Annotated in this window: 23 protein-coding genes and 1 pseudogene; 13 read left to right on the top strand and 11 right to left on the bottom strand. The window is 75.5% G+C overall.

Features of this window, described 5'->3' with window-relative positions; genetic code table 11:
• Positions 1–237 (bottom strand): annotated as a pseudogene (locus QJS33_RS20440) (hypothetical protein); the annotation flags it as partial.
• A gap of 172 nt (positions 238–409) precedes the next feature.
• Here QJS33_RS20440 and QJS33_RS20435 point away from each other — a divergent pair.
• The 8 genes from QJS33_RS20435 (at position 410) to QJS33_RS20400 (ending at position 6,957) form a co-directional block, all read left to right on the top strand.
• Positions 410–985: a hypothetical protein gene (locus tag QJS33_RS20435; RefSeq protein ID WP_306369639.1), complete on the top strand. Its 576-nt coding sequence runs from the start codon at positions 410–412 to the stop codon at positions 983–985.
• 258 nt (positions 986–1,243) lie between these two features.
• Complete coding sequence (locus QJS33_RS20430; protein ID WP_372339690.1) at positions 1,244–1,855, top strand: RNA polymerase sigma factor; 612 nt, start codon at positions 1,244–1,246, stop codon at positions 1,853–1,855.
• Between the two features lie 94 nt (positions 1,856–1,949).
• On the top strand, positions 1,950–2,573 hold the full coding sequence (locus QJS33_RS20425) for an SCO family protein (RefSeq protein ID WP_306369638.1): 624 nt from the start codon (positions 1,950–1,952) through the stop codon (positions 2,571–2,573).
• Positions 2,570–3,835, top strand: coding sequence for a Dyp-type peroxidase (locus QJS33_RS20420; RefSeq protein WP_306369637.1), 1,266 nt, complete (start codon positions 2,570–2,572; stop codon positions 3,833–3,835). The genes QJS33_RS20425 and QJS33_RS20420 overlap by 4 nt, the downstream gene beginning before the upstream one ends.
• Positions 3,836–3,942: 107 nt before the next feature.
• Positions 3,943–4,491, top strand: a complete 549-nt coding sequence (locus QJS33_RS20415; protein WP_306369636.1) for a copper chaperone PCu(A)C — start codon at positions 3,943–3,945, stop codon at positions 4,489–4,491.
• Between the two features lie 113 nt (positions 4,492–4,604).
• On the top strand, positions 4,605–5,246 hold the full coding sequence (locus QJS33_RS20410; protein ID WP_306369635.1) for an ATP-binding cassette domain-containing protein: 642 nt from the start codon (positions 4,605–4,607) through the stop codon (positions 5,244–5,246).
• Positions 5,243–6,100 (top strand): metal ABC transporter permease, encoded by an 858-nt coding sequence (locus QJS33_RS20405; RefSeq protein WP_306369633.1) that lies wholly within the window; start codon positions 5,243–5,245, stop codon positions 6,098–6,100. The genes QJS33_RS20410 and QJS33_RS20405 overlap by 4 nt, the downstream gene beginning before the upstream one ends.
• Positions 6,061–6,957: a metal ABC transporter solute-binding protein, Zn/Mn family gene (locus QJS33_RS20400; RefSeq protein WP_306369631.1), complete on the top strand. Its 897-nt coding sequence runs from the start codon at positions 6,061–6,063 to the stop codon at positions 6,955–6,957. The genes QJS33_RS20405 and QJS33_RS20400 overlap by 40 nt, the downstream gene beginning before the upstream one ends.
• Before the next feature lie 42 nt (positions 6,958–6,999).
• Here the strand turns inward: QJS33_RS20400 and QJS33_RS20395 are convergent, their stop codons facing one another.
• Positions 7,000–8,604 carry a class I adenylate-forming enzyme family protein gene (locus QJS33_RS20395; protein ID WP_306369630.1) on the bottom strand — a complete coding sequence of 535 codons (1,605 nt, stop codon included), beginning with the start codon at positions 8,602–8,604 and terminating at the stop codon, positions 7,000–7,002.
• Positions 8,601–10,244: a CoA transferase gene (locus tag QJS33_RS20390; RefSeq protein ID WP_306369629.1), complete on the bottom strand. Its 1,644-nt coding sequence runs from the start codon at positions 10,242–10,244 to the stop codon at positions 8,601–8,603. Before QJS33_RS20390 ends, QJS33_RS20395 begins: the two co-directional genes overlap by 4 nt.
• 153 nt (positions 10,245–10,397) lie before the next feature.
• On the opposite strand from QJS33_RS20390, the gene QJS33_RS20385 reads away from it, so the two are divergent.
• Positions 10,398–11,567, top strand: a complete 1,170-nt coding sequence (locus tag QJS33_RS20385; RefSeq protein ID WP_306369628.1) for an acyl-CoA dehydrogenase family protein — start codon at positions 10,398–10,400, stop codon at positions 11,565–11,567.
• 7 nt (positions 11,568–11,574) lie between these two features.
• On the opposite strand, the gene QJS33_RS20380 is transcribed toward QJS33_RS20385, so the two are convergent.
• From QJS33_RS20380 to solA, 8 genes are all read right to left on the bottom strand, one after another.
• The gene (locus tag QJS33_RS20380; RefSeq protein ID WP_306369627.1) at positions 11,575–12,651 is read right to left on the bottom strand and encodes a hypothetical protein; all 1,077 of its coding nucleotides are present in this window, start codon (positions 12,649–12,651) and stop codon (positions 11,575–11,577) included.
• Positions 12,641–13,798 carry an MFS transporter gene (locus QJS33_RS20375; protein ID WP_306369626.1) on the bottom strand — a complete coding sequence of 386 codons (1,158 nt, stop codon included), beginning with the start codon at positions 13,796–13,798 and terminating at the stop codon, positions 12,641–12,643. Before QJS33_RS20375 ends, QJS33_RS20380 begins: the two co-directional genes overlap by 11 nt.
• Positions 13,795–15,225, bottom strand: a complete 1,431-nt coding sequence (locus tag QJS33_RS20370; RefSeq protein WP_306369625.1) for a PepSY domain-containing protein — start codon at positions 15,223–15,225, stop codon at positions 13,795–13,797. The genes QJS33_RS20375 and QJS33_RS20370 overlap by 4 nt, the downstream gene beginning before the upstream one ends.
• 166 nt (positions 15,226–15,391) lie before the next feature.
• The gene (locus QJS33_RS20365; RefSeq protein ID WP_306369624.1) at positions 15,392–16,087 is read right to left on the bottom strand and encodes a zf-HC2 domain-containing protein; all 696 of its coding nucleotides are present in this window, start codon (positions 16,085–16,087) and stop codon (positions 15,392–15,394) included.
• On the bottom strand, positions 16,084–16,635 hold the full coding sequence (locus tag QJS33_RS20360) for a sigma-70 family RNA polymerase sigma factor (RefSeq protein WP_306369623.1): 552 nt from the start codon (positions 16,633–16,635) through the stop codon (positions 16,084–16,086). The genes QJS33_RS20365 and QJS33_RS20360 overlap by 4 nt, the downstream gene beginning before the upstream one ends.
• A gap of 157 nt (positions 16,636–16,792) precedes the next feature.
• A complete protein-coding gene (locus QJS33_RS20355; protein WP_306369622.1) occupies positions 16,793–17,794 on the bottom strand; it encodes a hypothetical protein in 1,002 nt (333 codons plus the stop codon).
• Positions 17,795–18,266: 472 nt separating this feature from the next.
• A complete protein-coding gene (locus tag QJS33_RS20350) occupies positions 18,267–18,503 on the bottom strand; it encodes a hypothetical protein (protein ID WP_306369621.1) in 237 nt (78 codons plus the stop codon).
• A 116-nt stretch (positions 18,504–18,619) separates the two neighbouring features.
• A complete protein-coding gene (solA, locus tag QJS33_RS20345) occupies positions 18,620–19,831 on the bottom strand; it encodes an N-methyl-L-tryptophan oxidase (protein WP_306369620.1) in 1,212 nt (403 codons plus the stop codon).
• 220 nt (positions 19,832–20,051) lie between these two features.
• On the opposite strand from solA, the gene QJS33_RS20340 reads away from it, so the two are divergent.
• The 4 genes from QJS33_RS20340 to QJS33_RS20325 all read left to right on the top strand — a co-directional run bounded on the left by QJS33_RS20340 (position 20,052) and on the right by QJS33_RS20325 (position 25,324).
• Entirely contained in the window at positions 20,052–21,278 is a 1,227-nt protein-coding gene (locus QJS33_RS20340) for a CdaR family transcriptional regulator (RefSeq protein ID WP_306369619.1), read from the top strand.
• A gap of 675 nt (positions 21,279–21,953) precedes the next feature.
• Positions 21,954–23,219 carry a hydroxymethylglutaryl-CoA reductase, degradative gene (locus QJS33_RS20335; protein ID WP_306369618.1) on the top strand — a complete coding sequence of 422 codons (1,266 nt, stop codon included), beginning with the start codon at positions 21,954–21,956 and terminating at the stop codon, positions 23,217–23,219.
• A gap of 42 nt (positions 23,220–23,261) precedes the next feature.
• The gene (locus QJS33_RS20330; RefSeq protein ID WP_306369617.1) at positions 23,262–24,515 is read left to right on the top strand and encodes a CaiB/BaiF CoA-transferase family protein; all 1,254 of its coding nucleotides are present in this window, start codon (positions 23,262–23,264) and stop codon (positions 24,513–24,515) included.
• Positions 24,515–25,324 (top strand): MaoC family dehydratase N-terminal domain-containing protein, encoded by an 810-nt coding sequence (locus QJS33_RS20325; RefSeq protein ID WP_306369616.1) that lies wholly within the window; start codon positions 24,515–24,517, stop codon positions 25,322–25,324. Before QJS33_RS20330 ends, QJS33_RS20325 begins: the two co-directional genes overlap by 1 nt.
• Positions 25,325–25,334: the final 10 nt, after the last annotated feature.

Below are 25,334 nucleotides of genomic sequence, written 5' to 3'. Positions count from 1 at the left end.
CCACCGCGCCCGCGGCCGCCCGCCCCGCAGTGCCCGGCGCAGCACCCGCAGGCGCACCCGCGGGTACTCCTGCGCCCGGGGGTTGCGCCGCCCCCACGGCAGCGCCCGGGACACCAACCGGTGCGCGCACGGCAGCAGGTCGCGTGCGGGCGGGCGCCCCGACAGCGTCAGCAGGGCCAGCAGGACGAGGTTGCGGTACGGGTCGCGGGGGAGGGGGCGCGCCGGGGGAGTGGGCATGGGGGCTCCTCGGGGATCTTTCCGAGCGAGCCTAGGGAAACCGGTGCGGGTCCACCCGGCGAACGCCGACACCCGCCCCCTATGTCCCGAAAGTCCCGGCGGCGCGCGCTGCGGGGCGCGGACCCGGACCCGCCGTTGCCCCCCTTGACGGCGGTGAGACGATATCGGGGAGATGACCGAGAACAGAGCGTGCCGCCCGTTGCGCGCCGGGGTGTTCACCCTGGTGTGCGCGAGCCTGTCCGCGCACGGGCACGCGCTCAGCTCCGGTCACGACGTCCCGCTGCTGGGCCTGCTCCTGGGCATGGTCGTCGTCTTCGCCATGGCCTGGGCGGCCACGAACCGGCGCCAGGGGTGGGCGGCCCTGGCCGGGTGGATGCTCTGGGGCCAGTTCGCCCTGCACGTGACGTTCAGCTACGTCGGATCGTTCGGTGCGTCGCACACCGTGTCGCACACCGGCCGGGTCGTCGCCGAGGCGGCGATGCCCGCCTGGACCATGATCGGGATGCACGTGCTCTCCGCGCTGGTCAGCGCCTGGTGGCTGCGCCAGGGGGAGAGCGCGCTGTTCGCCTTCCTGCGCTTCATGGCGCTCTCGTTCCTCCCGCTGCTGCTGGCGCTGGGCGGCCTGCCCGCACCGCGCGGACCGGTCGTCCCCCGTCTGCGGAGCGCCGACGCGCCCGCCCGCATCCGCCTGCCCTACCTGCGGCACAGCCTCATCCTGCGCGGGCCCCCGGCCCCGTCCGTCGCCTGAGACCCCGCGTTCGCCCCGTGCACCGGAACGCCGGAGCGCGGCCGCCCGTGCCGTGACCCGCCCTCCGCCGTGCCGTCCCGACATCCCGCACCGCTTTCTCCGCCGTGTCGGGAGGACCGTCGAACGCGCCGTCCGGGCCGCCTTCGATCCTCCCTCTCCGGGGTGCGCCGCCCGAGCGGCCGCCCCTTCCACGAGTACGCGCGCATCCGGTCCGGCTCCCGCCCCGGACGCGTGCGGACGGCGACAGAAAGAACGGACATGCTCTCCCTCTGTGAGGCCGCCTCCCCGGTGCCCTTCGACGGGTCCGGACGCTCCGACGACCGCACCCGCCCCGACGGGGGCGATCACGGCGAACTGACCGTGCTGGCCATGCGCGCCAAAGCAGGCACCCGCGAGGCGTTGGACACCCTCTTCGCGCTCACCCGCGACGACGTGACGCGCTTCATCGCCCGCCGGGTCGACCCCTCGTGGGTGGACGACCTGACCCAGGAGACCTTCTCGCGAGCCATGCGCGGCCTGACCCACTACGCGGGACGCGCCCCGGTGCGCTCCTGGCTGTTCTCCGTGGCGCGCCACACCGTGGCCGACCGCTACCGCGTCCAGGGCCGGACCCCGCGCCACAGCGCCGTGGACGAATGGGCCGAGACCGGGGCGCTCGCCGAGCCGGGCCGGTTCGACGAGTACCTCGCCCTGCTGGACCTGTTGGACGCCCTCCCCGAGGACCGCAGAACGGCCTTCGTGCTGACCCAGCTCCAGGGGATGCCCTACGCCGAGGCGGCCGAGGCCATCGGCGCCCCCATCGGCACGGTGCGCTCCCGGGTGGCGCGCGGCCGCCGCGACCTGCTCCGGATGCTGCGCCAGGCGGCCTGACCCGGGTCCGGGGCGGGACCGCGCCGCGGTCCCGCCCCGCCTCCGTACGGTCCCGGTCGTCCGACGGCCGGGCCCCGACCATGGAACGAGAACGATGATCTTCCGCCCACACCCGACGCGCGCCCTGGCGGCGCTGCTCTGCGCCGCCGTACCGGCCGCGGCCGCTGGCTGCGCCCCGGCCGACCCCGTCGCGGAGGCCGAGTACTACCTCGACCTGTCCGACGACCCCATGGCGGCCTCGGACGTCGAACTGGCGACCGTCGACGGCACCCCCTGGGGGTTCACCGACGTCGCCGACGACCGGCTGACCCTGCTCTTCTTCGGCTACACCAGCTGCCCCGACGTGTGCCCCATGACCATGGCCGAGATCGACCTGGCCCTGGACCGGGCGCAGGGCGCCGCCGGCTCCTACGACGTCGTCATGGTCAGCACCGACCCCGGACGCGACACCGACGAGCAGCTGCGCTCCTGGCTGGACCGGTTCGACCCCGCCTTCCAGGGGGTGCGCGGGGACATCGACGCCACCGTCGAGGCCGCCCGCGACTACGGGATCCCCATCGACCCACCACAGGAGACCGAGGGCCAGTACCTGGTCACCCACGGCGGGCGCATCGCGGTCCTGCTGCCCGGCGGCGAGGCGGCGGGCATGTTCGACGAGGGCACCGAGGCCGACGGGATCGCCGCCCTGCTCCCGACCCTCGCGGACACCCTGCTGTGAAACGCCGCACCGACACCGGCGGCGGGCTCGCCCGGCGCGACCTGTTCACGGCCGCGGCGGCGGCCGGGTTCGCCGGCCTGGCCACCGGAGCGGCGGCCGGGCACGCCGTCACCGGTGCCCGGGCCACCGGGGAGCCCGACCCCGCACTCGCCCCCGCCCGCTCCCGGGCGGGGGCCGGCGACGGCCTGCCCCCGGCACTGCTGACACCCACACCGTCACAGGTCCACCTGGTCGCGGTGGACCTGCGGGCCGCCCCCGGGGCCCCGGCGCGCGAGGCCGCGCGCCGGGTGCTGCGGATCTGGAGCCGGGAGGCCGCCGCCCTGCACGAGCACGGGCTGGCGGCCCTGGTCGAGGGCGCCCCCTCCCAGGGGCTCCGTCCGGCCTCGCTCGGCGTGACCCTGGGCCTGGGCGCCTCCCTGCTCGCCGCGGCGGGGCTGGCCGACCGGGTGCCGCCGCACCTGGAGGACCTGCCCGCCTTCGCCGCCGACCACCTGGAACCGGCCTGGTGCGGCGGGGACCTGCTGCTCCACGTCGGGGCCGAGGACCCGGTCGTGCTGTCCTCCGCCGTGGGACACCTGCTCGGCGCGGTCGCGGCCGAGGTGCGGGTGCGCTGGTCCCTGCCCGGGTTCCAGCGCTCCGCCGCGGCGGCCGACGACCCGGCGGCCACCCCGCGCAACCTCATGGGACAGATCGACGGCACCGTCAACCCGCGCCCGTCCGACGCCCTGTTCGGCTCCCAGGTCCTGGCCGCGCACCCCGAGACCGCCCTGGCGTGGATGGACGGCGGCACCTACCTCGTCGTCCGCCGCATCCGGATGCTCCTCGACGACTGGTCCACCCTGGACCCGCGCGACCGGGAGGCCGTCATCGGCCGCCGCCTGGCCACCGGTGCGCCGCTGGGCGGCACCGCAGAGGACGACCGCCCCGACCTCGCCGCGGTGGGGGACGACGGTTCCCCCGTCATCCCCCGCGACGCCCACATCAGGCTGGCCGCCCCGGAGAACACGCTGGGCGCCCGGATGCTGCGCCGCGGCTTCTCCTACGACCTGGGCTGGGACGCGGAGGGGAACCGGCAGGCGGGGCTGGTCTTCACGGCCTGGCAGGCCGATCCCCGCACGGGGTTCACCCCCGTGCAGCGGGCTCTGGACGAGGGGGCCGACGCCCTCGGCCCGTTCATCCGGCACGAGGGCAGTGCCCTGTTCGCGGTCCCGCCGGTGCGGGAGGACGCTCCGTGGACCGCACACGACCTGCTCGGCGGGTGAGGGCGCTCACCCGCGGGAACCCGGGCGGCCCCGGGGACGACTCCCGGGACGGACGCGCGCGCCCGGCCCGACCACCCGACCATGACCACGAGGAGACCACGAACACCATGCCGTCCCCACACGCCCTGCGTTCTTCCAGCGCCCCCGCCGCACTGGTCGCCACCCTGCTGTTCGCCACGGCCTGCGGGGCCGCCGACACACCCCCGGCCGCCGAGGCCTCCCCGGAGGCGGCGCGCGGCCACGCCGTGGCGGGGGACCTGGAGGTCTCGGGCGCGTGGGTGCCCGAGCCCGCCAACCCGGAGGTCGCGGTGCTGTACCTGGAGGTGGCCAACGCCGCGGCCCGGGACACGGCGATCACGGACGTGGCCACCGACGCCTCGCCCGACGCCGACCTGTGCAGCACCGAGACCACGGAGTCCGGTGCGTCCGGGATGCGGGTGGTGGAGGAGATCCCCGTGGCGGCCGGAGGGGCCACCGCCCTGGTGGACGGCGGCTACCACATCATGCTCAACGACATCCCCGCGCCGTTGGCCGCGGGGGACGACGTGGAGGTCACCCTCACCTTCGACGGCGGCCGCGAAGCGGTGTTCACCGCCCCGGTGGAGCCCATGACCGCCGGGGGCGCACCCGAGGCCGACCACGGCGCACACCACTGAGCCCCGGCCGTCCACCGGGGCGGGGCCGGCCCGCCCCGGAACGACGGGAACTCACCGCACCCTCTCGACGACCCCTGTGGGGACGGGGAACGAGCGTGTGGAAGGCGATGCCCATGGCGACCAGCGGAGCCGCTGTCCGTATCGAGGCCCTGACCTGCGACCACGGGCCGGTCCGGGCAGTGCACGGTGTGGACCTGGACATCGGGCCCGGGGCCCGGGTCGCCCTGACCGGGACCAACGGCTCGGGTAAGTCCACCCTGCTGCGGGCCGTCATCGGGCTGCACCGGCCCTCCGGCGGCACGGTCGCCGTCGACGGGCACGTCGCCCGCACCGGCCGCGACCTGAACCGCCGAAGACGCACCTGCGCCTGGATCCCGCAGCGCCAGGCCGCCGGAGCCTTCCCCCTGCTGGTGCGCGAACTCCTCGACACCGGAGGCGATCCCGCGGCCGCCCGCACCGCCGCGGCCGACCTCGGCATCGGCGACCTGCTCTCCCGCCCCGTCTCCACGCTCTCCGGCGGGCAGCTCCAGCGGGCGCACCTGGCCCGCGTCATCGGCCGCGTGGCCGCCGGTGCCGCACTCGTCCTGGCCGACGAGCCCACCGCGGCCCTGGACTTCGGCGCCCGCCGCGAGGCGGCGGCCCGCCTGCTGGGCCTCGGGGCCACCGTCCTGGTCGTCACCCACGACCCGGAGCTGGCGGCCGCCTGCGACCGCCGCCTGGAGATGGCCGCCGGACACCTGCGGGAGGTCGTGTGAACGACCTCGCCACCCTGGCGGACCTGCTGGCCATGCCCGCCGTCCAGCGCGCCGCGCTGGGCCTGCTGGCGGGCGCGGTCGGTCTGCCCCTGGTCGGTGTGATCATCGTGGGGCTGGACATCATGCCGGTCCGGTTCGCGATGATGCACGTCGCCCTGCTGGGCATCGCCGTGGGTCTGCTCACCGGGGCCGACCCCACCCTGTGCGCCCTGGTCGCCTGCGCCGCGGCCGGGGCCGCGGTCAGCCCGTTGGCCGACCGGCCCGGCGGCCTGTCCGGGGGCATGGGCCTGCTCATGAGCCTGGCGATGGCGGCGGCCCTGCTGCTCATCGCCGTCTCCGGGGTCAACGCCGCCAGCGCCTTCGCCCTGCTGTGGGGCTCGATCCTGTCGGTGCGCACCACCGACCTGGCCATCCTGGGCGCGCTCGCCGTGATCGTTCCCGCGCTCTTCCTCGTCTTCCACCGGCGGCTGGCGCTGCTGCTGCACGACCGCGAACTCGCCCTGGTCTCCGGGGTCCCGGTACGCCTTTTCACCCTGGTGCTGCTGGTCCTGGTCGCGGTCTCCGTCGCCGGGGCGATCCGCCTCACCGGTGCCCTGCTGGTGGACGCCCTCACCCTGCTGCCCGCCCTGGCCGCCCGCCGGGTCGGCACCTCGCTGACCTCGATCTCCCTGTGGGCGGTGGCGTTCGGGCTGCTCGGTACGGCGGCCGGCTTCGCCCTCGCCCTGCTCTCGGACCTTCCCCCCGGACCGGTCCTGGTCCTGACGGCGGGCCTCATCGCCGTCGCCGTCCATCTCATCCCCGAAAGGAAACGTCCATGGCAGCACACCGCGCCCCGATCCGGTTCCTCGCACTGATCTCCCTCCCACTGGCACTGGCCGGGTGTTCGTCGGGGCAGGAGACCGACGCCCCGGCCGCGGCGGACGCCGCGGGGGCGGGGCCGGTGGTGGTGGCCACCACCACCTGGCAGGGCGCCTTCGCCACCGCGGCCGGAGCCGAGGACGTGACCGTCATCGTGCCCGCCGACGTCCAGCACGCCCCCGAGTACGAGCCCTCCCCCTCCGACCTGGCCGCGGTCGCCGACGCCGACTTCGTGCTGTACAGCCCCTTCGAGCCGTTCGCCGAGCAGATCACCGAGGCCGCCGGAGGGGACGCCGAGACGGTGGAGGTCGAACTCGACAACTCCGCGGCCGTGATCACCTCCGAGGTCACCCGGCTGGGCGGGCTCTTCGGCACCTCCGACGCCGCCGGGGAATGGCTGGAGACCTTCGAAGCCGAGCGAGCCCGCCTCGCCGGGGAACTGGCCGGGCAGTGGCCCGGGGGCGAGGCGCCGACCGCCGTCGCCCAGGTCTACGCCACCTGGGCGACCGAGCTGGCCGGGATCGAGCCGGCCGCCACCTACGGCCCCGACCAGCCCACCGCGGGCGACATCGCCGAGCTGGCCGGACTGGAACCCGCCTTCGTGTTCGACAACGTCCACATGTCCACCGGCCGCGTCCTCCCCGACTCCGACGCACTCCAGGTCGGCGTCGTCAACTACCCCGGCGAGGACCTGGACCTCATCGCCCTGTACGAGACCAACGCCCACGCCATCGCCGCCGCGTTCGCCGGTGAGGAGGCCGAGCCGCAGGGCGGAGGCCACGGTCACGGCGGCGAGGAGGGCGGCGACCACGGGGACGGCGGCCACGGGGACGAGGAGGAGTCCTCCCACTGAGCCCGTCCGGTGGGGCGGGCACCGCCGCCCCACCGGGACCGGTCAGCCGACCAGCGACCGCAGCGCCGCGCGGTCCACCTTCCCCGCCGGGGTCAGGGGCAGCGCATCGACGCGCACGATGTGTTCGGGGCACTTGAAGGCGTCCAGCCCCCGCTCCTTCAGGTGCGTCGCCAACTCCTCCGCGGCGGGGGCCGCGTGCCCCGGGTGCGGGACCACGGCGGCGGCCAGGCGTTCGCCCATCAGCGGGTCGGGCACACCGAAGCAGCACACGTCGGACACCGCCCCGTGCGTGCGCACCGCGGCCTCCACCTCGGCGGGGCTGATGTTGGCGCCGCCCCGGATCACCACGTCCTTCAGCCGGCCGACCACACGCAACCGGCCCCGGGAGTCCAGCACCCCGAGGTCTCCGGTGCGCACCCAGCCGTCCGGGGTGCGGTACCGCTCGTCCAGCTCCGGGGCGCTCACGTAACACAGCGGGCTCATCGGCCCCAGAGCGGTGATCTCGCCGACCTCTCCCGAGGGGAGCTCTCGCAGGTCGGCGTCCACGATCCGCACCGACACCACCCCGGGGTCGGGGCGGCCCGCCGGGCGGCCGGGGCCGGACTCGTCACAGGGGTCGCCGTCCAGCCCGGTGTGGCAGTTCACCCCGTCGGCCGACCCGTACAGGTTGACCACCGGGCCGCCGAACGCCTCCCGGGCCCGCCGCGCGGTCTCGGCGTCCAGCGGCGCTCCGCCCAGGACCAGCACGGTCCCGGCGCCCCGGTCGACGGGTCCGCCGTGGTCGAGCATCATCCGGACCATCGTCGGCACCCCCAGCACATGGGTGGGGCGGTGCCGGGCCAGCGCCGCCGACGCGGCCGCGGCCTCGAAGTGCCCGTTCACGACCAGCGTTCCGGCGTGCCGGGCCAGGACCACCGACGCGGCGTTGCTGCCGAACGCCGAACCCAACGGCACCAGGAACTGGGCGCGGATCGGATCGTGGCCCCGGCGCAGGGATGCCACGAAGTTGCCGCGCCCCCCGGCCAGCGCGTTGTGCGAGTAGGCGACCATCTTGGGTTCGGCCTCCGAACCGGAGGAGACCAGGATGCGGGCGGCGCTGTTCGGGTCGACCTCGGGCAGCTCCGACTCGGCCGCCCGCGCACCGTAGGCGGCCATGATCCCGGAGCTGTCGTCGGCCCCCACCAGCAGGCGCAGGTCGGGCAGGCGCGGCCGCAGCCCCTCCGCCTGCCTCAGGGGGCTGCGGCCCCGGTGTTCGGTGGCGGCGATGAGCATCACAGCTCCGCCGCGCCGCAGCAGGGACTCCGCCTCGGCCGCCCCGCGCCCCACGGGGAAGGGCAGGGCGACGGCGCCGGCGGCCGCCACCGCGAGTTCGGCGGCCACGGCCGCGGCGCCGTTGGCGAGCTGGATCGCGACCACCTCACCGGGCCGCACCCCCAGATCCATCAGGCCCCTGGCCAGGCGCAGGACCTCGGCGTGCAGGCCCGCGTAGGTGACCGTCCCGTGATCGTCGATCACCGCGGCCCGTTCGGGGTGGGCCAGCGCGGCGTAGCGGAACAGCCGGTAGACGCTCAGGTCGAGGTAGTGGCCCTCCTCGGACCACCGCCTCCGGAGCCGTGCGGGCACCCGGTCGGGGAAGCGCGTGCTCACAGGACCTCCCAGGGGGAGGCGGCGGACAGCAGGCCGTCGGCGGTCCGCGACAGCAGCCCGGTGAAACGCGGGTCGTGCTCCAGCGCGGTCAGGTCGGTGGTGACCGGGTGGGCCGCGCCGGTGTCCGGGTCCTCGACCACCGGCCCCCGTTCCCCCTCGCCCACGGCGGGCGCGCCGGGGCGCCGGGCCCCGGCCAGCAGGCGGGCCGCCCCGCGCAGCGAGCTCTCGGCGGCCACCCCGGCACCGAGCCGCCCACCCTCCAGGAGCGCGGCCACCGCGGTCTGGGCACCCAGGAAACCGCCCAGGACGTCCAGCACCGTCATCAGCGAGGCCACTGTGGTGGCGGTGTCCTCACCGGGCGCGGTCAGGCCGGTGCGGGCCTGGACCATGAAGTCGGTCCCCGGCGGCAGGTCCTCTCCCGGACCGCCCCAGCCCGAGGTGTGGACGTACACCAGGCCGGGGCGTACCGCGGCCATGGCGTCCGCGTCCAGTCCGAGCCGCTCGGCGGTGCCCGGTGCCCAGTTGTGCAGGAACACGTCGGCGTCACGGACGAGGCCGAGCAGGTCGGCGCGGCCCGACGCGCTCTTGATGTCCGCCTCCACCGCGTCCTTGCCATCGTTGAGCGCCAGCCACCGGGCGGACAGGTCACCGCAGGTCGGCGGCATCCCGCGCAGCGGATCACCGCCCGGGGGCTCGATCCGCACCACCTCCGCCCCCAGGAGCCGCAGCAGGTGGGCGGCCAGCGGTGCCTGGATGCGGCGCCCGGCCTCCAGCACCCGCACCCCGTGCAGCGGCGGATCGCCGTCGGCCGCGGGCGCGGTCCCCCGGCCGGGACCGGTGGGACGCGAGGTCCGCACCGGGACGCCGTCCGGGGAACCGGTGGACGGGGGGCCCAGCCGTACCAGGCCGAGGCCGTGGCGTCCGGCGGCCGCCCGGACCCGTTCCCACGGGGCCCGGGCGGCCGCCCCGCGCAGCTCCCGGGGCAGGGGGCAGCAGGCGGTCGCGTAGCGGAACTGGAAGGGGGTCCAGCCCGCGCCCGCCGCCCGCTCCGGTGCGCCCAGGTCGGCCCAGAAACGCGCCCACGGCTCGGGGGTGAGCGCCTCGATCTCGAAGTCCGCGCCGTCCGCGGTGGTCAGGGTGGCGGTCCCGGGGGACAGGGGCACCGCCTCCCCGTCGTCGGCCGCGGCGGCGGCCAGGTACTGGGAGACCGACACCAGTGCGCAGGCGTCCGCCCGGGTGCGGACCGTCCGTGCCCGACCGGTGCGCAGCCGCAGCAGTTCCGCGGCCAGGAACCCGGTGACGTGGGCGGTCGCCGCGACGGTGCCGACGAGGTCGACGGGCAGGGCCTCGGGTCTCCCGCGGCGCCGTCCGTGCACCGCCATGAGCCCGGCTGCGGCCTGGAGGCCGGTCTCCGTGCCGTGCCCGCCGGTGTCAGGGCCCGTCCAGGCGAGCACCGCCCCGGTGCCCCGGGGGGAGGAGAGCCGGGAGTGATCGGTGTCCGGGGCGGACCCGGCGCCGGTGGGGGAGGCGCCCAGCAGGCGCAGGTGGTCGAGGGTGCGGCGGTGCAGGGCGCCGCCGCCTTCGGAGATCGGTTCCACACCGGCCAGGGGCACCGGGGTGAGGGGAACGGTGGAGGTCATGGGAGTCCTTCGCGGTTTCCGTCCCAAGGATGCGGAAAACGGGTGACACGTCCGGGAACTCGACGTGTGTCCGTTCCGACCCATCTGTCGTACATGCAGTCGTGGCACGGGCACCCCTGGTTCCCGGCCGCGGTGAGGAGCGGAGGTGGGAGCGTGGCCGCAGCGGAGCGGACACCGACGGAGGGGCACGACGACCTGGTCGACCGGGTGCGCACCTTCGTGGTCGGCGAGGTCGAACCCGCCGAAGACGTCCTGGACCGGTTCGACGACCGTGCGGCGGCCCGGATGCGGCGGCTCCGGGAGCGTGCCGCCGACGCCGGGCTGTGGGCGCTGCCACTGCCCTGCGAGTGGGGCGGCGGCGGGATCGGCCTGGCCCGCTACGCCCGGGTCGCCCAGGCCGAGGGGCGCAGTGACCACGGCCCGGCCGCTCTGGGGTCGGCCGCCCTGCTCGACGTGCGCACCCTGTCCGCGCACGCGGCGCCCGAGGTGCGGGAGCGTTACCTGCCCCGGTTGGTGCGGGGGACCGTGCGCGCCTGCTTCGCCATGACCGAGCCCGGGGCCCGCGGGTCGGACCCCGCCACCCTGGCCGCCACCGCCCGCCGGGACGGCGGCGACCTGGTGGTCGAGGGCGCCAAGTGGTTCGTCACCGGGGCCCGTGAGGCCGATCTCGCCCTGGTGGTGGTGCGCACCGGGCCGCCCGGGCCCGCGGGACGCGACGGCCTGACCGTGGTCCTGGTCCCACTTGACGACCCGCGGGTGCGCGTCGTCCGCGAACTGCCCGTGTGGGGGACGGGCGGCCAGTACGAGCTGCGCTTCGACCGGGTCCGGGTGCCCGCCGACCATGTCCTGGGCGGGGTGGGGGACGGGCTGCGGGTGGCCGCCTCCCGTATCGCCCTGGGCCGCACCCTGCGTTCGCTGCGCTGGCTCGGCCAGGCGCAGCGGGCCTTCGACCTGCTCCTGGAACGAGCCCGCGACACCACACGCGGGACCCCGGCCCTGGGCGAACACCAACTGGTGCAGGGCCTGGTCTTCGAGTCCCACCTCGCCCTGGCCGGAGCCCGTTCCCTGGTGGAGGAGGCCGTCCGCGCCGTGGAGGAGCCGGCCGCCGACCCCGCGCGCACCGCCGTCGCCACCGCCAAGGTCGCGGCCGCCCGCGCCCTGTCCACCGTCGCCGACGCCGCGGCCCAGGTGCACGGGGCCGAGGGGCTGGGCCCCGACACCCCGCTGCCCCGCCTCCAGCGACTGGCCCGGCAGGCGCGCATCCTCGACGGTCCCGACGAAACGCACGTGTCGGCCGTGGCCCGGCGCCTGCTCCGGTCCTGAGCCGGGCTCAGACGCGGTCGGCCGGGACGGCCCCGGTGACCAGGGCGGCGGCCAGGGCCAGGAAGAAGTCCCCCCACACGGTCTCCAGCCCGGTCAGGAGGCGGCCGCGCACCTCGTAGGAGCCGCCGGACAGGCCCCCGTCCGCTCCGAGGTGGTGCGCGGCCAGGTGTGCCACGAGCAGGTGCGCCCGCAGCCGGGCCCGTTCCGCCCGGGGGTCACCGGGAGCGGCGTGCGCGGTCGCGCGCAGCAGCGCCGCGGCCTCGATGGCGCTCGCCCCGGTGTCGCCCGGCCCCTGCGGATCGCGGGCGTCGGCGGGCGGCACGAGCGGCTCCCCGTGCCCGGCGAGGGCGGTGGCGACGACCGGGTCGTCCCACTCCACGGCCCCGACGGACAGCGCGTCGGCGAGGGCGGCCGACAGCCACGCCCGCCCCCGCGACCACAGGTGGAGGGGCTCGGGGGACCGGACCGGCGGCGCGCCGTCCGGGCGCAGCAGCCACACCGGGGCCACCGCGTCCCCGGCCGCGCACAGCTCCAGGTGGCGCAGCAGGTGGGAGGTCCCCGCCCGGGCGGTCGCCTCCGTGGCGCCGGTGGCGCCGCGCAGCAGCGGCGCCACCCCGGGCGCCCCGTCCACGCGCACCAGGTCCCCCTCGCCGCCGAACGCCGTTCCCCAGGGGACCACCCCGTGGGCGGGGCGGGACCGCGCGGCCAGGGAGTGCGCGCAGCGCCCGGCGGCGGCCTCGACCTCCGGGACGCCGCCGGGCACCGCCAGGCGGGAGAGGGCGAGCGGGTACCAGAAGATCAGGCCCCGGGTCGCGGTGTCGGCCCCCGTCCACCCGTCCAGCCCCGTCGTGGCCCGCACGGCATGCTCCAGGTGCTCCCCGCGTCCGGACTCCAGGGCCCGCAGCCACAGCAGACCCGCCCACAGCCCTCCCGTCCACGACCCGCGGCGGCTCGTGACCCAATCCCCGCCCGCGGGGCGGTACAGCGGGTACCTCCCCGCGCAGCGGACGTGGAGCCGCCCGGTGCGCTCCAGCAGGCCGTCCAGCACCCCGCGCGCGGTGCGCACCACGGCCTCAGCGGACACCGGCCGCCCCCTCCGTCTCACGGGTCCGGGCCGCCATGACGGCCCCGGCCAGGACGAACGCCGCACCCGACAGCGCCCAGGCCCAGTGGTACCCCACCGCCTCGGCCAGCAGCCCCAGAGAGCCCGGCCCCACCGCGAAACCGGCGAAGAACCCCGCCGACACCAGACCGGTCGCCCGGCCGGCGGCCGGGCCCGGCGCCCGGGACATGACCGCGATCATCGACACCGCGTTCGCCGACACCGCCAGCGCGCCCACGGCCACGACGGCGGGCCACGCCAACGGAGGCGCCCAGACCGACGCGGCCAAGAGGACGGGCCCGGCCACGGCGCCCAGGACCAGGGGCGTCAACAGCCCGAAGGCGCCGCTCCGCCCGGCCCGCGCCGCCCACAGCACCCGGCCCGCCACACCCGAAGCCCCCAGAACCGCGACGAGCAGCCCCGCCGACACCGGCCCCCAGCCCAGACCGGTGTCCGCGAACAGTCCCACGTGGGCGTTGACCGAGGACACGCCCACCCCCAGGAAGAACGAGTAGAGGGCCAACCTCCCCACGGCCGGCCGCACGGGTGCGCTCGCCGGCGGGGGCGCGGAGCCGTCGGCGGGCAGCAGCCACCACGCCCACGGGGCCGACAGCGCCGCCGTCACCGCGGCCGCGGCGACGGCCGCGCGCCAGTCCGCCACCGCGGCCGACACGGTCAGCGGCACACCCGCCACGAGGGCGCCCACCTGCACACCGGACTGCTTCCAGCCGGTCACCGCGCCCCTGCGGTCGGCGGGCACCGACCGCAGGATCACCTTGTTGGTGGCCGGGTTGGCGAACGCCTGCGGCAGCCCGCCCAGGGCCAGAGCGACCGCCAGGCCGACCGTGTCCCGGGCGGCCGCCAGCAGCCCCAGGGCCGCCGCCGTCAGGAGCAGCGACGCGACCGTGCACCGGCGCGGCCCCCAGCGGTCGGTCAGCCGCCCGGCCACCGGCGACAGCACCGCCGCGATCGCGAAGCCGCCGCCGACCGCCGCCCCGAGCAGGGCGGGCCCGGCGCCCAGGGCCGGGCCGATCCACGGGGCCAGCGCGGCCACCGCGAACAGCGGGAGCATGGACCAGGCCATGACCAGTGTCAGCAGCGCGGTGACCGCGCCCGTGCGGCCGTTCACCGGGCTCCCGTCCCGACCACCGAAGCCTCCCGCCCCGCCTCGTCGGGGCGCGCGGGGGCCGGGCGGTTCCGGCGCGCACGCCACCCCAGGAGGACGTCCACCGCCAGGAACACCGCCAGGGACACCCCCAGCAGCGGCACCGCCCAGCCGGTCACCGCCAGGACGGCGGCCACCCCGACCCGCCACGGCCACGACAGGGCCCGGAAGGACCCGCGAGGGTAGGAACGGCCCACCCCCAGGGCCCGGCCCCGTGTCGGCCGCCGCTGCCACCACATCCGGTACCCCCAGACGACGACCGCGATCAGCCCCCCGGTGACGGCGGTGAGCACGAGCTGGTTGGGCACCCCGAACAGCACGCCCATGTGCGCGTCGATGCCCCACCGGCTCAGCTTGGCCATGAGCGGGTAGTCGGAGAAGCGGACCACGTCCACCACCTCCCCGGTGTCGGCGGCGATCGCCGCGGCGTCCACGCTCGTCGGCCAGGACCGGTCGATCTGGGTCACCGTGTAGGGCGCGGCGGGGTCCTTCGGGAAGGACACCTCGACGAGCCCGTCCAGACCGGCCTCCCGGGCGCTCGCCAGCACCGTGTCGACGCCGACGTCCACGCCGGGTGTCGCGTCCGGGGTCTCCGCCGAGACGGCGGGGGTGGTCCAGGCCAGCCGTTCACGCAGGTCGGCGATGTTCGCCCCGGCGTACTGCGACCAGGTCATGCCCGTTGCGGACAGGAACAGCAGACCCGCCAGCAGCCACAGGCCGGTCGCCCCGTGCACGGACACCGACCGGGAACGTCCCGGCGAGGTGCCCGCACCGGGCACCAACAGACGGCGCGCCCGTCCGCTCCCGCGCCGCCGCAGCGCCGCCGACACCCACAGAACGGCCCCGCCCAGGGCGACCGCCCACAGCCAGCTCGCCGCCAGTTCGCTGTACAGGCGGCCGGCGTCGCCCAGGTGCAGGTTGCGGTGCAGGGTGTCCACCCAGGTCCGGGCCGGCAGCGCGCCGCTGGTGCCGTAGGTCTCCATCACCCCCAGCACCTCGCCGCCGTAGGGGTCGACGAACACCGTCATCCGGTGGCTCTCGGCCGATCCGGGCAGGTCGAAGAGCACCCGGGTGGAGTCCTGTTCCCCGGTGGCCGGGCGCACCGCGTCGGGTTCGGCGCCCGGCAGCTCCGCGCGGGCGATGCGCACCTGCTCGTGCAGGGGCAGGTGCTCCCCGTCCGGTTCGACGTAGAGCTGCTCGGCGTGCACCGCCTGTTCGAGCTGCGGCGTCCACACGTACAGCAGCCCGGAGACGGCGGCCACCAGGATGAACGGGGCGACGAACACCCCGGCGTAGAAGTGCAGGCGCAGGATCAGCGGGCGCAGTGCGGCCCAGGCGCCGCGGCGCCCGTCGGGCCGGTCCGGTGCGGGGGCGTCCGGTCGTGGGTCCACGTGGTCGTTCTCCTCGGAGCGGTCCACCGGGTGTCGTGTCCCGGCGGCAGGTGTTCTCTCCCCCTATGGTCGTCGCCGGGGCGGTCCGGGTTCCCGCGCGGGGGCGACCGGTGCCGGAACGCGGCCGTGCCCCTGTCCGATCCATGGGGACGGGCGGCCGGCCGGTTCAGAAATCGATGGTCACGAACTCCGTGTCGGCCGTGTTGCGCACCACCACCGAGGCCACGTCCTGCGGGGCGACGTCGGCGACCCCGCCGGGACGGCTGCCCTGGGCCGCGGCCTCGGCGGAGACCGTCCACACGGCGGCGACCTCGACCCGGCCGTCCGCTGTGAGGACGACCACCTCGCACTCCTCGCCCTCCGGGATGCCGGTGATGAACGACTCCAGTCGCAGACCCGCGGACTCGGGTACCAGGCTCACCGTGGCGGCCGCCCCGGTGCCCGGGTCCTCCTGCACGGCGATCACGGTGCCCGACGCCAGCCGGGTCACCTCCGCCTGCGGCGCCGCGGGCGACAGGAACCGTCCGGCGACGCCCCCGGCCCCGGCGAGCACCACTCCGGCCAGGACGGCGGCCAGGGCCAGACGCAGGGTGCGGCGGCGCCGCCGCACCGCGCGCTCGGCCCCCGCACGCCGCACCGTGGCGCGCAGCAGGGCCTGGCTCCCGGCGGGCGGCGGGCCGTCCAGGAAGGCCTCCGGGGGCGGCTCGCCCAGGGCGTCGCGGACGGCGGCCAGCTCGCGAAGCTCCGCCCGGCACGGCTCGCAGCCCGCCAGGTGGGCCTCCAGCGCGACGGCCTCCTCCGCGTCCAGCGCCCCCAGGACGTAGGCGCCCAACAGCTGCGGGTCATGGGTCCCCGACGTCATCGGGCCACCCCCTTCCCCTGCGACGCACGGCCGCCGAAGCGGCGGCGCAGCGCCTGGAGTGCGTGATAGGAACGCGACTTGACCGTTCCCGGTGGGATCCCCAGCACTTCGGCGGCCTCCGCCACGCTGCGCCTGCGGAAATATACCTCGACCAGGACCGCGCGGTGGTCGTCGGAGAGGCCGTCCAGCGCGTCCATCACCGTTATCGAGTCCACCACGGCGTCGGCGTGGTCGCTCTGCGAGGGCTCGGTGCCGGGGGCGGGGGCCACCTCCGCGGGCCGCGCCCGGCGGGCCCGGGCCCGGTCGATGACGAGGTTGCGCGCCACGGTCAACAGCCAGCCGCGCACCGAGCCCCTGGAGTTCGCGAGCACGTCGGGGTTGCGCCAGGCCCGGATGAAGGTCTCCTGGACGATGTCCTCCGCCGCGGCCCGGTCCCCGGTGAGGCGGGTGGCGTAGGCGAGCAGCGCCCGGCCGTGTTCGTTGTACAGCGAACGGATCAGCGCCTCGTCCTCGGCGTCGCGCCGGCGACGCGAGCCCCACAGCGCCATCCGTCCCTCCTCCCTCGGCGGTGTCCGGGGCATCAGCCTTGCGGACACCGGTTCCGGACGCAATCCCCCCGCAGGGCCGGGTGCGGGAGAGGGGCCTCCGGGCGGGGAAGGGAGTCGGTCCCCGCCCGGAGGCCCCGGGGTCGCGCCGTGCGCGAGGTCAGTATCCGCCGCCGTCGGATTCGCCATAGCCGCCGCCGTTGTCGGTGCCGCCGCCGTCGGCGCTGCCGTCGCCGGTGCCGCCGGCCCCGCCCCCGGCGATCGCGCCGGTCGGGGTGACCGCGAACCAGACGCCGTTCACGCCGTGGCCGCCGACGTCACCGGGGGCGTCGTCCTCGGCGTAGCGGTACAGCGCCCAGCCGTTCAGGGTCGCCTGGTCCAGTCGGCCCTCTCGCCCGACCGAGCCGAACAGGGAGGGGTCGAGACCGGCGGAGAAGTCGAACTCCGCCATGGCCAGGACCGGGGGCCAGGCCTCGGCGCAGTCGTCGACGCAGGTCGCCGCGGGCGGGTCGGCGGAGTCCTCCTCGAAGCGGTACAGGGTGAAGCCCTCGTCGTCGACCAGGATCTCGCCCAGCTCCGGGTCCTGGGCCACCTGGAAGCCCTGCGGGCAGTAGCCCTCGGTCCAGGGCTCGTCCGCGGCCCTGGTGCCCACCGGGCTCACGGCGTACCAGACGTCCTGGGCGCCCTCGCCGTCGGTGTCGCCGGGGGCGGCGTCGGCCGCGTAGCGGTACAGCGGCCATCCGTCCAGGGTCACCTGCTCGGTGCCGTCCTCACGCTCGATGGTGCCCAGCAGTTCGTCGCCCCCGGGGAGCGTCATCTCCTGGGCCGCGGGGACCGGGGGCCAGTTCTCGGCGCACTCGTCGTAACACTCCGAGGCCCCCGAGCCGGGGGAGTCCTCCTCGAAGCGGTACAGGGTGAAGCCGTCGGGGTCGGTGACGATCTCGCCGAGCGTTCCGTCCCCCCGCAGGGACAGGTCCAGTACGTCCTCGGCGGCGCCGGATTCCCCACCGGCGTCCTCGCCGGGTTCCTCCGCCTCGCCCTCCGTGCCGTACAGATCCTGCGCGGGGGCGGCAGCGGCGTAGGGGTCGGCGTTCCCGCATCCGGTGAGCAGTGCCAACCCGAGCACTCCGGCGGCCAGGGGGTGGAACTTCTTCGCACGCATGCTCCGAGTCCTCTCCATCGTTTCCTGTCCCGGGCGGCGATCAGATCCGCGGCTGCTGAGTTCCGGCCCGAAGTTTCACGGTCAATCGGGTACACGGACGCCCTCCGGATCCGGTTCAAAGTTTTTCGGGAAGTTCTCGCCCGGCCGCCTCCGTCCGCCTCCGGCCGTCTCCACGAAACGGACGACCACCCGCCCGCCCGACCCGCACCGGGACGTGTCCGCCCACCCCGGAGCACGCCGTGCCCGCACCCGGCTCCGGCGCGTCCCGGACGCCCGTCGCCGGGTGGTGTCCCGCCGAGTGGTGTGACTTCGTTCGACCCCCGGGTACCAAGGGCGGCAATGCTCCGGTCGGCGACTCGTCCTTGTCCGAACAGCCGGTGTTCTCACACCACTCGACGGGACACGGCCCGTCTCCGCCCCTCGCCGTACCCCGGACCGCAGCCGTCCGCGGGGCCCTGTCGTCAGGGGCCGCTCAGCCCTCCCAGCCGAGGAAGTGCCAGACGTTGCGCTCGCCGTCGGGGCGGGGTTCGTACACCGCTCGCCGGAACGCCTGCCCCGGAACGGGCAGGAGCGCCCCCAGCTCCGAGGCCGGTACCTCGTGGATCTCCCACCGGTCGAAGACGCCCTTGACCTCCACCCCGTCCCACTGGGGCGGGCCGCCCACCAGATGCACCGTCACGTCATCGCCGTCCAGCGGCTCGTCCCTCATGGAGTCGATCATGGAGCGGCCGTCCCCCGACCCCGTGCAGGACACGCCCGGGAGGCCGGGACCTTCCACCCCGCGCCGAACCCGTGGGTCCTCATCGGTCGGTCGTGTGCACGGGTTCACCCCTCGCCGTGCGCCGGGGTCTCCAGCCTGAAGGTGAGCGGGTGGTCGGGGTCGGCGACGGCCGGCCGGTCCAGGCCGAAGGCCCCGATCGGGTGCGGGGTCGTGCCCTGCGTCTGGAGGTCGGCCAGGATCTGCCCCATGAGGCCGGCGAACTTCGCCGCGTGCCCCGCCCCGTTGAAGACGGCGACGTGCGGGTGCTCCGGCAGCGTGTCCAGCACGAAGCCGCGGTCGGGTGTCATGTCGTAGACGCAGGTCCGGCTGGTCAGGGCCGGTCCCGCGGCCGCGGGCAGGTGCTCGCGCAGGAACGCGGCGAGGAGCTCTTCCTCGGCGGCGTCGCCCTCGAAGACCCGTTCCCCGTCCGTGATGAAGCGGCCGCGCATGTCACGGCCGAGCTTGGTGGCGGCCTCGCCGTAGACGGGGAAGCCGTAGTAGGTGTCCTGCGGACCGTGGTGGATCCAGACGGGGTGCCGGTCCGGGGTGAAGGCGGCCAGGTGGGGGCTGCCGAAGTAGCCGACCTGCTCCTGGGACAGGGTGAGGGTGAACCTCAGCCCGAGGTCGGCCATCAGCGGCCCCAGCCAGGAACCGGCCGCCACGATGAGCCGGTCCGCGTGGACCGTCTCGGTGGTCCCCTCCGGTGCGGCGACGCGGACGCCGACGCCGTTCGCGGAGAGGTCGATGCCCGCCACCGCCCCGGTGCGGAACTCCACGCCGGCCGCCCGCGCGAGGGAGACGTGCGCGCTCACCGAGCGGCGCACGTCCAGGACGCCGGCGTCGGGCTGGTAGATGCCGACGGTCGCGTCGGAGACCCGCCACTGCGGGAACCGCCGCCGGATGTCGTCCGCGGTGAGCCGGTCGTGGGCGAAGCCGAGCTCCGCCAGGACGCGCGCGCTGTTCTCGACGTAGGCGTGCCCGTCGGTCCCCTCCTCGGCGAGGTCCAGCCCACCGGTGGTGGTGATCAACGCGAGCCCGCTCTCCCGTTCCACGCGGGCCCACGCCGCGAACATCGCATCGGTCAGGCCCGAGTACGCGGCGGAGGGGTAGACCCGGCGGATGATCCTGGAATGGTCGCCGAAGGCCCCGAAGGGGTGGAGCAGGTCGAACTGCTCCAGGACGAGGACCCGCTCGGCGCCCCGCCGGCTGAGCCAATAGGCGGCGGCCGAGCCCACGGTCCCGGCGCCGACGACGATATGGGAATAGCCCTTCGGCATGACGGTCTCCTGTCTGCACTGTTCACACGGGTGGACCGGAACCCATGTTCGGCGCGCCGGAGAGGGTTTTTCGACCTTCGGACATCGAAGGTTCCCCGGAGTCCGTTCGACAGGTGTAGGAAGGCCCGCCCCGGACCTTCACCGCCTGCATGCGCCCCTGCGTCTCGCGGAGCATCACGGGGAAGCCGGTCCCGGACCTGTGGATCTGTACGATCGCGAGATGGACGCCATCACGGACCTCGCCGAGCGGCTCGCCCAGAAGCTCAGGAGGAGTGTGGCCGTCGACGACACCGACCTGCGTCTTCTGGGGTCCAGCACCCATTTCGGAGACGCCGACCCCCTGCGACTGGTCTCTCTGGCGAACCGGCGCATCGAGGGCCCGGTCCGGGAGGCGACCTTCGCCGCCGGGTTCCCGCACTGGCACGCGCCGCGGCGCGGCAAGGCCCTGGGGGTCGACGGGCACGAGCACGACCGGATGGCCTTCCCCCTGCGCTCCCGGTACGGCCCGCTGGGGGTGATGTGGGTCATCCTCCCCGGCGAGGACGAACTGTCCGAGGAGGAGACACGGCTGTGCCTGGACACGGCCCGCGACATGGAGCGTGTGCTGGCACGGCGGCAGCGGGACGAACCGGACTCCGACCCGGAGGTCGAGGGCCTGCTGCTCACCCTGCTCTCCGGGGAGGAGCGGGACCGGGCGGGGGCGGCACGGGACCTGTCCGGCCTCGGGTACTTCGAGGACGCGACCGAGGCCACCGCCCTGGTGGTGGCCGGCGCCGAACCCCGGCCCGCCCGGGGCGCGGACGAACGGGCGGACGTGCTGCGCGGGGCCCTGCGGCAGGCGGTCCGGTCGAGGCGGGACCGCTCGACGGCCTTCGCCGTGGCCGAGGACCACGCCCTCCTGCTCATCGGGGGCCGCGGCGGCACCGCGCGGTCGGAGTACGCCAAGACCGCGGAGCGCGTCATCACCGAGGCGGCCCGGACGGACACCGGGCTCGCGGAACGGCTCCGACTGGGGGTGGGGCCCGCCGTCCCGCTCGCCGACGCCCCGCGGTCCTACGAGCGGGCGCGGGCGGCCGCCCGCGCCGCGGTCCGGGCAGAGCGCCCCGTCGCACTCTGGGAGGACCACCCCCGGGAGATCCTGCTGGAGGCGGCGCTGCGGCCCGAGATCGACGCCGCCCTGATCCCGGACCTGATCACCGAGACCGTCCAGTCCCAGCCGGAGGAGTCGCTGCGGACGGTGGCGTGCTTCCTCGACCGGGCCGGCAGCGTGGCCCGGACCGCACAAGCCCTCCACCTGCACCGCACCACCGTCTACTACCGGCTGCGCCTGTTCGAGAAGGAGACGGGGCTGTCGCTGGACGACGGCGGCGACCGGTTCCTGCTCCAGCTCTGGCTTGCGGCCCGCGACCGGGCCGGGTACCCGCCCTTCCGGGCCGGGCCCCCGTGAGCGGGGGAGAGGGGCGGGCCGCCGGTCGGGCCGCGGAGGTCACCGGCGTCGTGACGGCGCCGCTGGCCGGGCTCAGGCCGAACCGGTACCGCGCACGCCAGGTGCGGTTGCGGCGGAAGTTGCAGGCCAAGGGTGCCAAGAGTGCCGAGCGCGTCCTGAAGCGGCAGCGCCGTAAGGAGTCCCGCCGTGCGCGGGACGCCGACCATGCGATGTCGAGGCGCATCGTGGCCGGGGTCGAACGCACCGGATGCGGGATCTCCCTGGAAGGCCGGATGGGGATTCGCGCACGGGTACGGCGTCGCGAGCCCCGACGGGCCGCGTCGAGGCGCATCGTGGCCGGGGTCGAACGCACCGGATGCGGGATCTCCCTGGAAGGCCGGATGGGGATTCGCGCACGGGTACGGCGACGCGAGCCCCGACGGGCCGCATCGCACTCCTGGGCCTTCGCCCGGCTCGGAGCCCCCGTCTCCGACAAGGCTCACCGGTCCGGGGCGCCGGTGGTGTCCGTGGAGGCGGCGTACTCCCCACGGTGATTTGGGACCACAGCACAGTGAAGCGCGCTTTTGCTGTGTTCTCGCACCGTGCGCCGAGTCACATACCGGTCGTAGGCTCGCCACCGAGCACCAGAACGATGTCCGGCCCCGGGCCGGTCACCGTGTACCAGGAGGTGGATCCTTGCCGGTCAACAGTCGTATCCCCGGACTCCGGGAGCTCGGTGTCGGGGACCGCCGCACCAGGATCGCCGAGCACGCCGGGGCGGACACCGCGGCCTTCGACCCGCGGAACGGCATCGGCGCCGAGCAGGCCGACCAGATGATCGAGAACGCCGTCGGGGTCTTCGGCGTCCCGCTGGGGATCGCCACCAACCTGACCGTCAACGGCCGCGACTACCTCGTCCCCATGGCCATCGAGGAGCCGAGCGTGGTGGCGGCCGCGTCCAACGCGGCACGGATGGCCCGCGGGCTCGGTGGGCTGCGGGCCTCCACCACGGGACCGGTGATGATCGCCCAGATCCAGCTGGTGGACGTCCCCGCCCCCGAGGCCGCCCGCTTCCGGATCCTGGAGGCCGAGGCGGAGATCCTCGCCCGGGCGAACGAACAGGACCCCGTGCTGGTGGAACTGGGCGGCGGTGCCCGGGCGGTGGAGGTGCGCGCGGTGCCCACGGCCTCGGGGACCCACCTCGTCGTGCACCTGATCGTGGACGTCCGCGACGCCATGGGCGCCAACGCCGTCAACACGATGGCCGAGGCACTGGCCCCCGAACTGGCCGGGCTCGCCGGCGGCCGGTCGCTGCTGCGCATCCTCAGCAACAAGGCGGACCGGCGGCTCGTGCGGGTCCGCGGCGAGTTCGACGCCGAGCTGCTGGGCGGGCCCCGAGTGGTGGACGACATCGTCCTGGCCGGTGACTTCGCCGCCGCCGACCCCTACCGGGCCGCCACGCACAACAAGGGGATCATGAACGGCATCTCCGCCGTCGTGCTCGCCACCGGCAACGACACCCGGGCCGTCGAGGCCGGCTGCCACTCCCACGCCGCCAGGGACGGCCGCTACACGGCCCTCTCCCGCTTCGAGAAGAACACGGCCGGGAACCTGGTGGGAACGCTGGAGGTGCCCATGGCCGTCGGCCTGGTGGGCGGCGCCACCCGGGCCCACCCCACCGCCCGGGCCGCGATCGGACTCCTGGGCGTGAGCACGGCCCTCGAACTCGGCGAGGTCATCGCCGCGGTGGGGCTCGTGCAGAACCTGGCCGCCTGCCGGGCCCTGGCCGCGGAGGGCATCCAGCGCGGACACATGGCCCTGCACGCCCGCACCCTCGCGGTCTCCGCCGGCGCGGTGGGACCGGAGATCTCGGAGGTGGCCGCCCGGATGGTGACGGCGGGGCGCATCCGCGAGGAGTACGCCCGCCGGGTCCTCGGTGAACTGCGGGGAGCCTCCGCCTGACCCCCGGCCCCCACCGCCCGACGACAGGAGTCGAACACCTCGATGAACACCACGCCGCAGACCCCGGGGCGGCCCGGGGGCGGAGCGCTCGACGGGATCCTCGTGCTGGACCTCTCCCGGGTGCTGGCCGGACCCTACGCCGCCCAGATCCTCGCCGACATGGGGGCCACGGTCATCAAGATCGAGAACCCCCGGGACCCCGACGTCTCCCGCGGCTTCCCCCCGTACCTGACGTCGGACGCCGAGGACGGCACCGCACGGGAGTTCAGCGGCTACTACGGGCAGTACAACCGGGGCAAGCTGGGGCTGACCGTCGACCTCACCCACGCGGAGGGCAAACAGGTCCTCAAGGACCTCGTGGCCGAGGCGGACGTGCTGGTGGAGAACTTCCGGCCCGGCACCATGGAGAAGCTCGGCGTCGGCTACGACGCGCTCAGGGGGATCAACCCCAAACTCGTGTACACCGCCATCTCCGGCTACGGCCACACCGGCTCCCGGAGCCGCCGCCCGGCGTTCGACAGCACCGCCCAGGCGGCGGGCGGCCTGTGGTCCATGAACGGGTTCCCCGGCATGCCCCCGGTCCGGGTGGGGGTCACCATCGGCGACCTGTCGGCCTCGCTCTTCTCCGTCATCGGCACCCTGGCCGCCATCCGGCACGTCGAACACGGCGGCGACGGGCAGAAGGTCGACGTCGCCCAGGTGGACAGCATCATCGCGCTCACCGAGACGGCCGTGGTCGACTACACGGTCGACGGCAGGACCGCCCGGCCCGCGGGCAACGAGCACGCGTGGGTGCGCCCCTACGAGCTCTTCGACTGCGCCGACGGGCAGGTGTTCTTCGGCGGGTACACCGACAAGCTCTGGCGGGTCGGCTGCGAGCTGTTCGGCACCCCCGAGGCCGCCGCGGACCCCGAGATCGACACCATGCGCAAGCGCTTCGACAAGGCCGTCTACGAGAAGAAGGTCAGACCCCTGATCGCCTCCTGGTTCCGCGACCGCACCCGGGCCGAGCTGGAGGACCTGGCCGGGGACGTCGTCCCCCTGACGGCGCTGCGCACCATCGCCGACGTGGTCGAGGACCCCGGCACGGCCGAACGCGACATGGTCGTGGAGGCCGACTACGGGGAACTGGGCCGGCTGCGGATGTTCGGCCAGCCCGTCAAGCTGAGCGGGACCCCCGCCGACCCGGCCAGGAGGGCCAACCGCGTGGGGGAGCACACCGACCGGGTGCTGGCCGACATCGCGGGCTACTCACCCGAGGCGATCGCCGAGCTGAAGCGGAAGGGGACGGTCTGATGGGCACCGCCGTGTCACGCGTCCAGCGCATCGACCCCGCCCCGGCGAACGACTACCGGGGGACCTTCGCCCCGTGGCTCCCGGAACCGTCCCCGGGGGACCCGCTGCCCCCGGGGTGGGAGGGGCTGTACTTCCCGTTCGCCGCCGGCATGGACGGGCTGCGCCCGGACGGTACACCCCTGGGCGACGCGCCGCCCGGGATCGACCTGCCGCGCAGGATGTACGCCGGTGAGGACACCGTCTTCCACCGTCCGATCCGCTTCGGGGACACCGTCGAACAACGGGTGCGCCAGGGCCGGGTCACGGAGAAGAACGGCAGGAGCGGACGGCTGGTCTTCGCCGACCTCGAACGCGAGTACCTCGTGGACGGGGAGCCCGCCGTCCAGAGCACCTGGCACGACGTGTTCCTGGAGGAGGGCGCGCCACCGCCGCCGGCCCGCCGGGCCGACCCGGCGGGGGACCGGTGCCACCGGCTCACCCCGGACCCCCGGCACCTCTTCCGGTTCTCCGCGATCACCTTCAACACCCACCGCGTGCACTACGACCGGTGCTGGGCACGGCAGGTGGAGGGGCTGGAGGACCTCCTGGTGCACGGCCCGCTCACCCGGCTGCTGATGCTGGACGCCATCCTGTCCGGGGACGGCCCGGGGCCGCGGCGGACCCCCGCCCGCTGCTCGTTCACCGCGACCGCGCCGCTCTTCGTCGACCGGGAGATCACGGTCGCGGTGACGGACGGCGCCGACGGGGCCCGGGCGGTGGCGGTGGCAGAGGACGGACGCCTGGCCGCCGAGGCCACCGTCCGGTGGTGAGCAGGGGACG

This window comes from Nocardiopsis sp. CC223A (genome assembly GCF_030766825.1).
Taxonomy (GTDB): Bacteria; Actinomycetota; Actinomycetes; order Streptosporangiales; family Streptosporangiaceae; genus Nocardiopsis.
The sequence above is the reverse complement of the archived record's forward strand: the minus strand, read 5'-3'. Positions and strand labels throughout refer to the sequence as shown.

What these genes read in the sequence shown, in the direction of transcription:
- QJS33_RS20435 (WP_306369639.1), top strand. Translation starts at nt 410, where the DNA reads ATGACCGAGAACAGAGCGTGCCGCCCGTTGCGCGCCGGGGTGTTCACC.
- QJS33_RS20430 (WP_372339690.1), top strand. Translation starts at nt 1,244, where the DNA reads ATGCTCTCCCTCTGTGAGGCCGCCTCCCCGGTGCCCTTCGACGGGTCC.
- QJS33_RS20425 (WP_306369638.1), top strand. Translation starts at nt 1,950, where the DNA reads ATGATCTTCCGCCCACACCCGACGCGCGCCCTGGCGGCGCTGCTCTGC.
- QJS33_RS20415 (WP_306369636.1), top strand. Translation starts at nt 3,943, where the DNA reads ATGCCGTCCCCACACGCCCTGCGTTCTTCCAGCGCCCCCGCCGCACTG.
- QJS33_RS20410 (WP_306369635.1), top strand. Translation starts at nt 4,605, where the DNA reads ATGGCGACCAGCGGAGCCGCTGTCCGTATCGAGGCCCTGACCTGCGAC.
- QJS33_RS20400 (WP_306369631.1), top strand. Translation starts at nt 6,061, where the DNA reads ATGGCAGCACACCGCGCCCCGATCCGGTTCCTCGCACTGATCTCCCTC.
- QJS33_RS20390 (WP_306369629.1), bottom strand. Translation starts at nt 10,244, where the DNA reads ATGACCTCCACCGTTCCCCTCACCCCGGTGCCCCTGGCCGGTGTGGAA.
- QJS33_RS20365 (WP_306369624.1), bottom strand. Translation starts at nt 16,087, where the DNA reads ATGACGTCGGGGACCCATGACCCGCAGCTGTTGGGCGCCTACGTCCTG.
- QJS33_RS20360 (WP_306369623.1), bottom strand. Translation starts at nt 16,635, where the DNA reads ATGGCGCTGTGGGGCTCGCGTCGCCGGCGCGACGCCGAGGACGAGGCG.
- QJS33_RS20355 (WP_306369622.1), bottom strand. Translation starts at nt 17,794, where the DNA reads ATGCGTGCGAAGAAGTTCCACCCCCTGGCCGCCGGAGTGCTCGGGTTG.
- QJS33_RS20350 (WP_306369621.1), bottom strand. Translation starts at nt 18,503, where the DNA reads ATGAGGGACGAGCCGCTGGACGGCGATGACGTGACGGTGCATCTGGTG.
- solA (WP_306369620.1), bottom strand. Translation starts at nt 19,831, where the DNA reads ATGCCGAAGGGCTATTCCCATATCGTCGTCGGCGCCGGGACCGTGGGC.
- QJS33_RS20340 (WP_306369619.1), top strand. Translation starts at nt 20,052, where the DNA reads ATGGACGCCATCACGGACCTCGCCGAGCGGCTCGCCCAGAAGCTCAGG.
- QJS33_RS20330 (WP_306369617.1), top strand. Translation starts at nt 23,262, where the DNA reads ATGAACACCACGCCGCAGACCCCGGGGCGGCCCGGGGGCGGAGCGCTC.
- QJS33_RS20325 (WP_306369616.1), top strand. Translation starts at nt 24,515, where the DNA reads ATGGGCACCGCCGTGTCACGCGTCCAGCGCATCGACCCCGCCCCGGCG.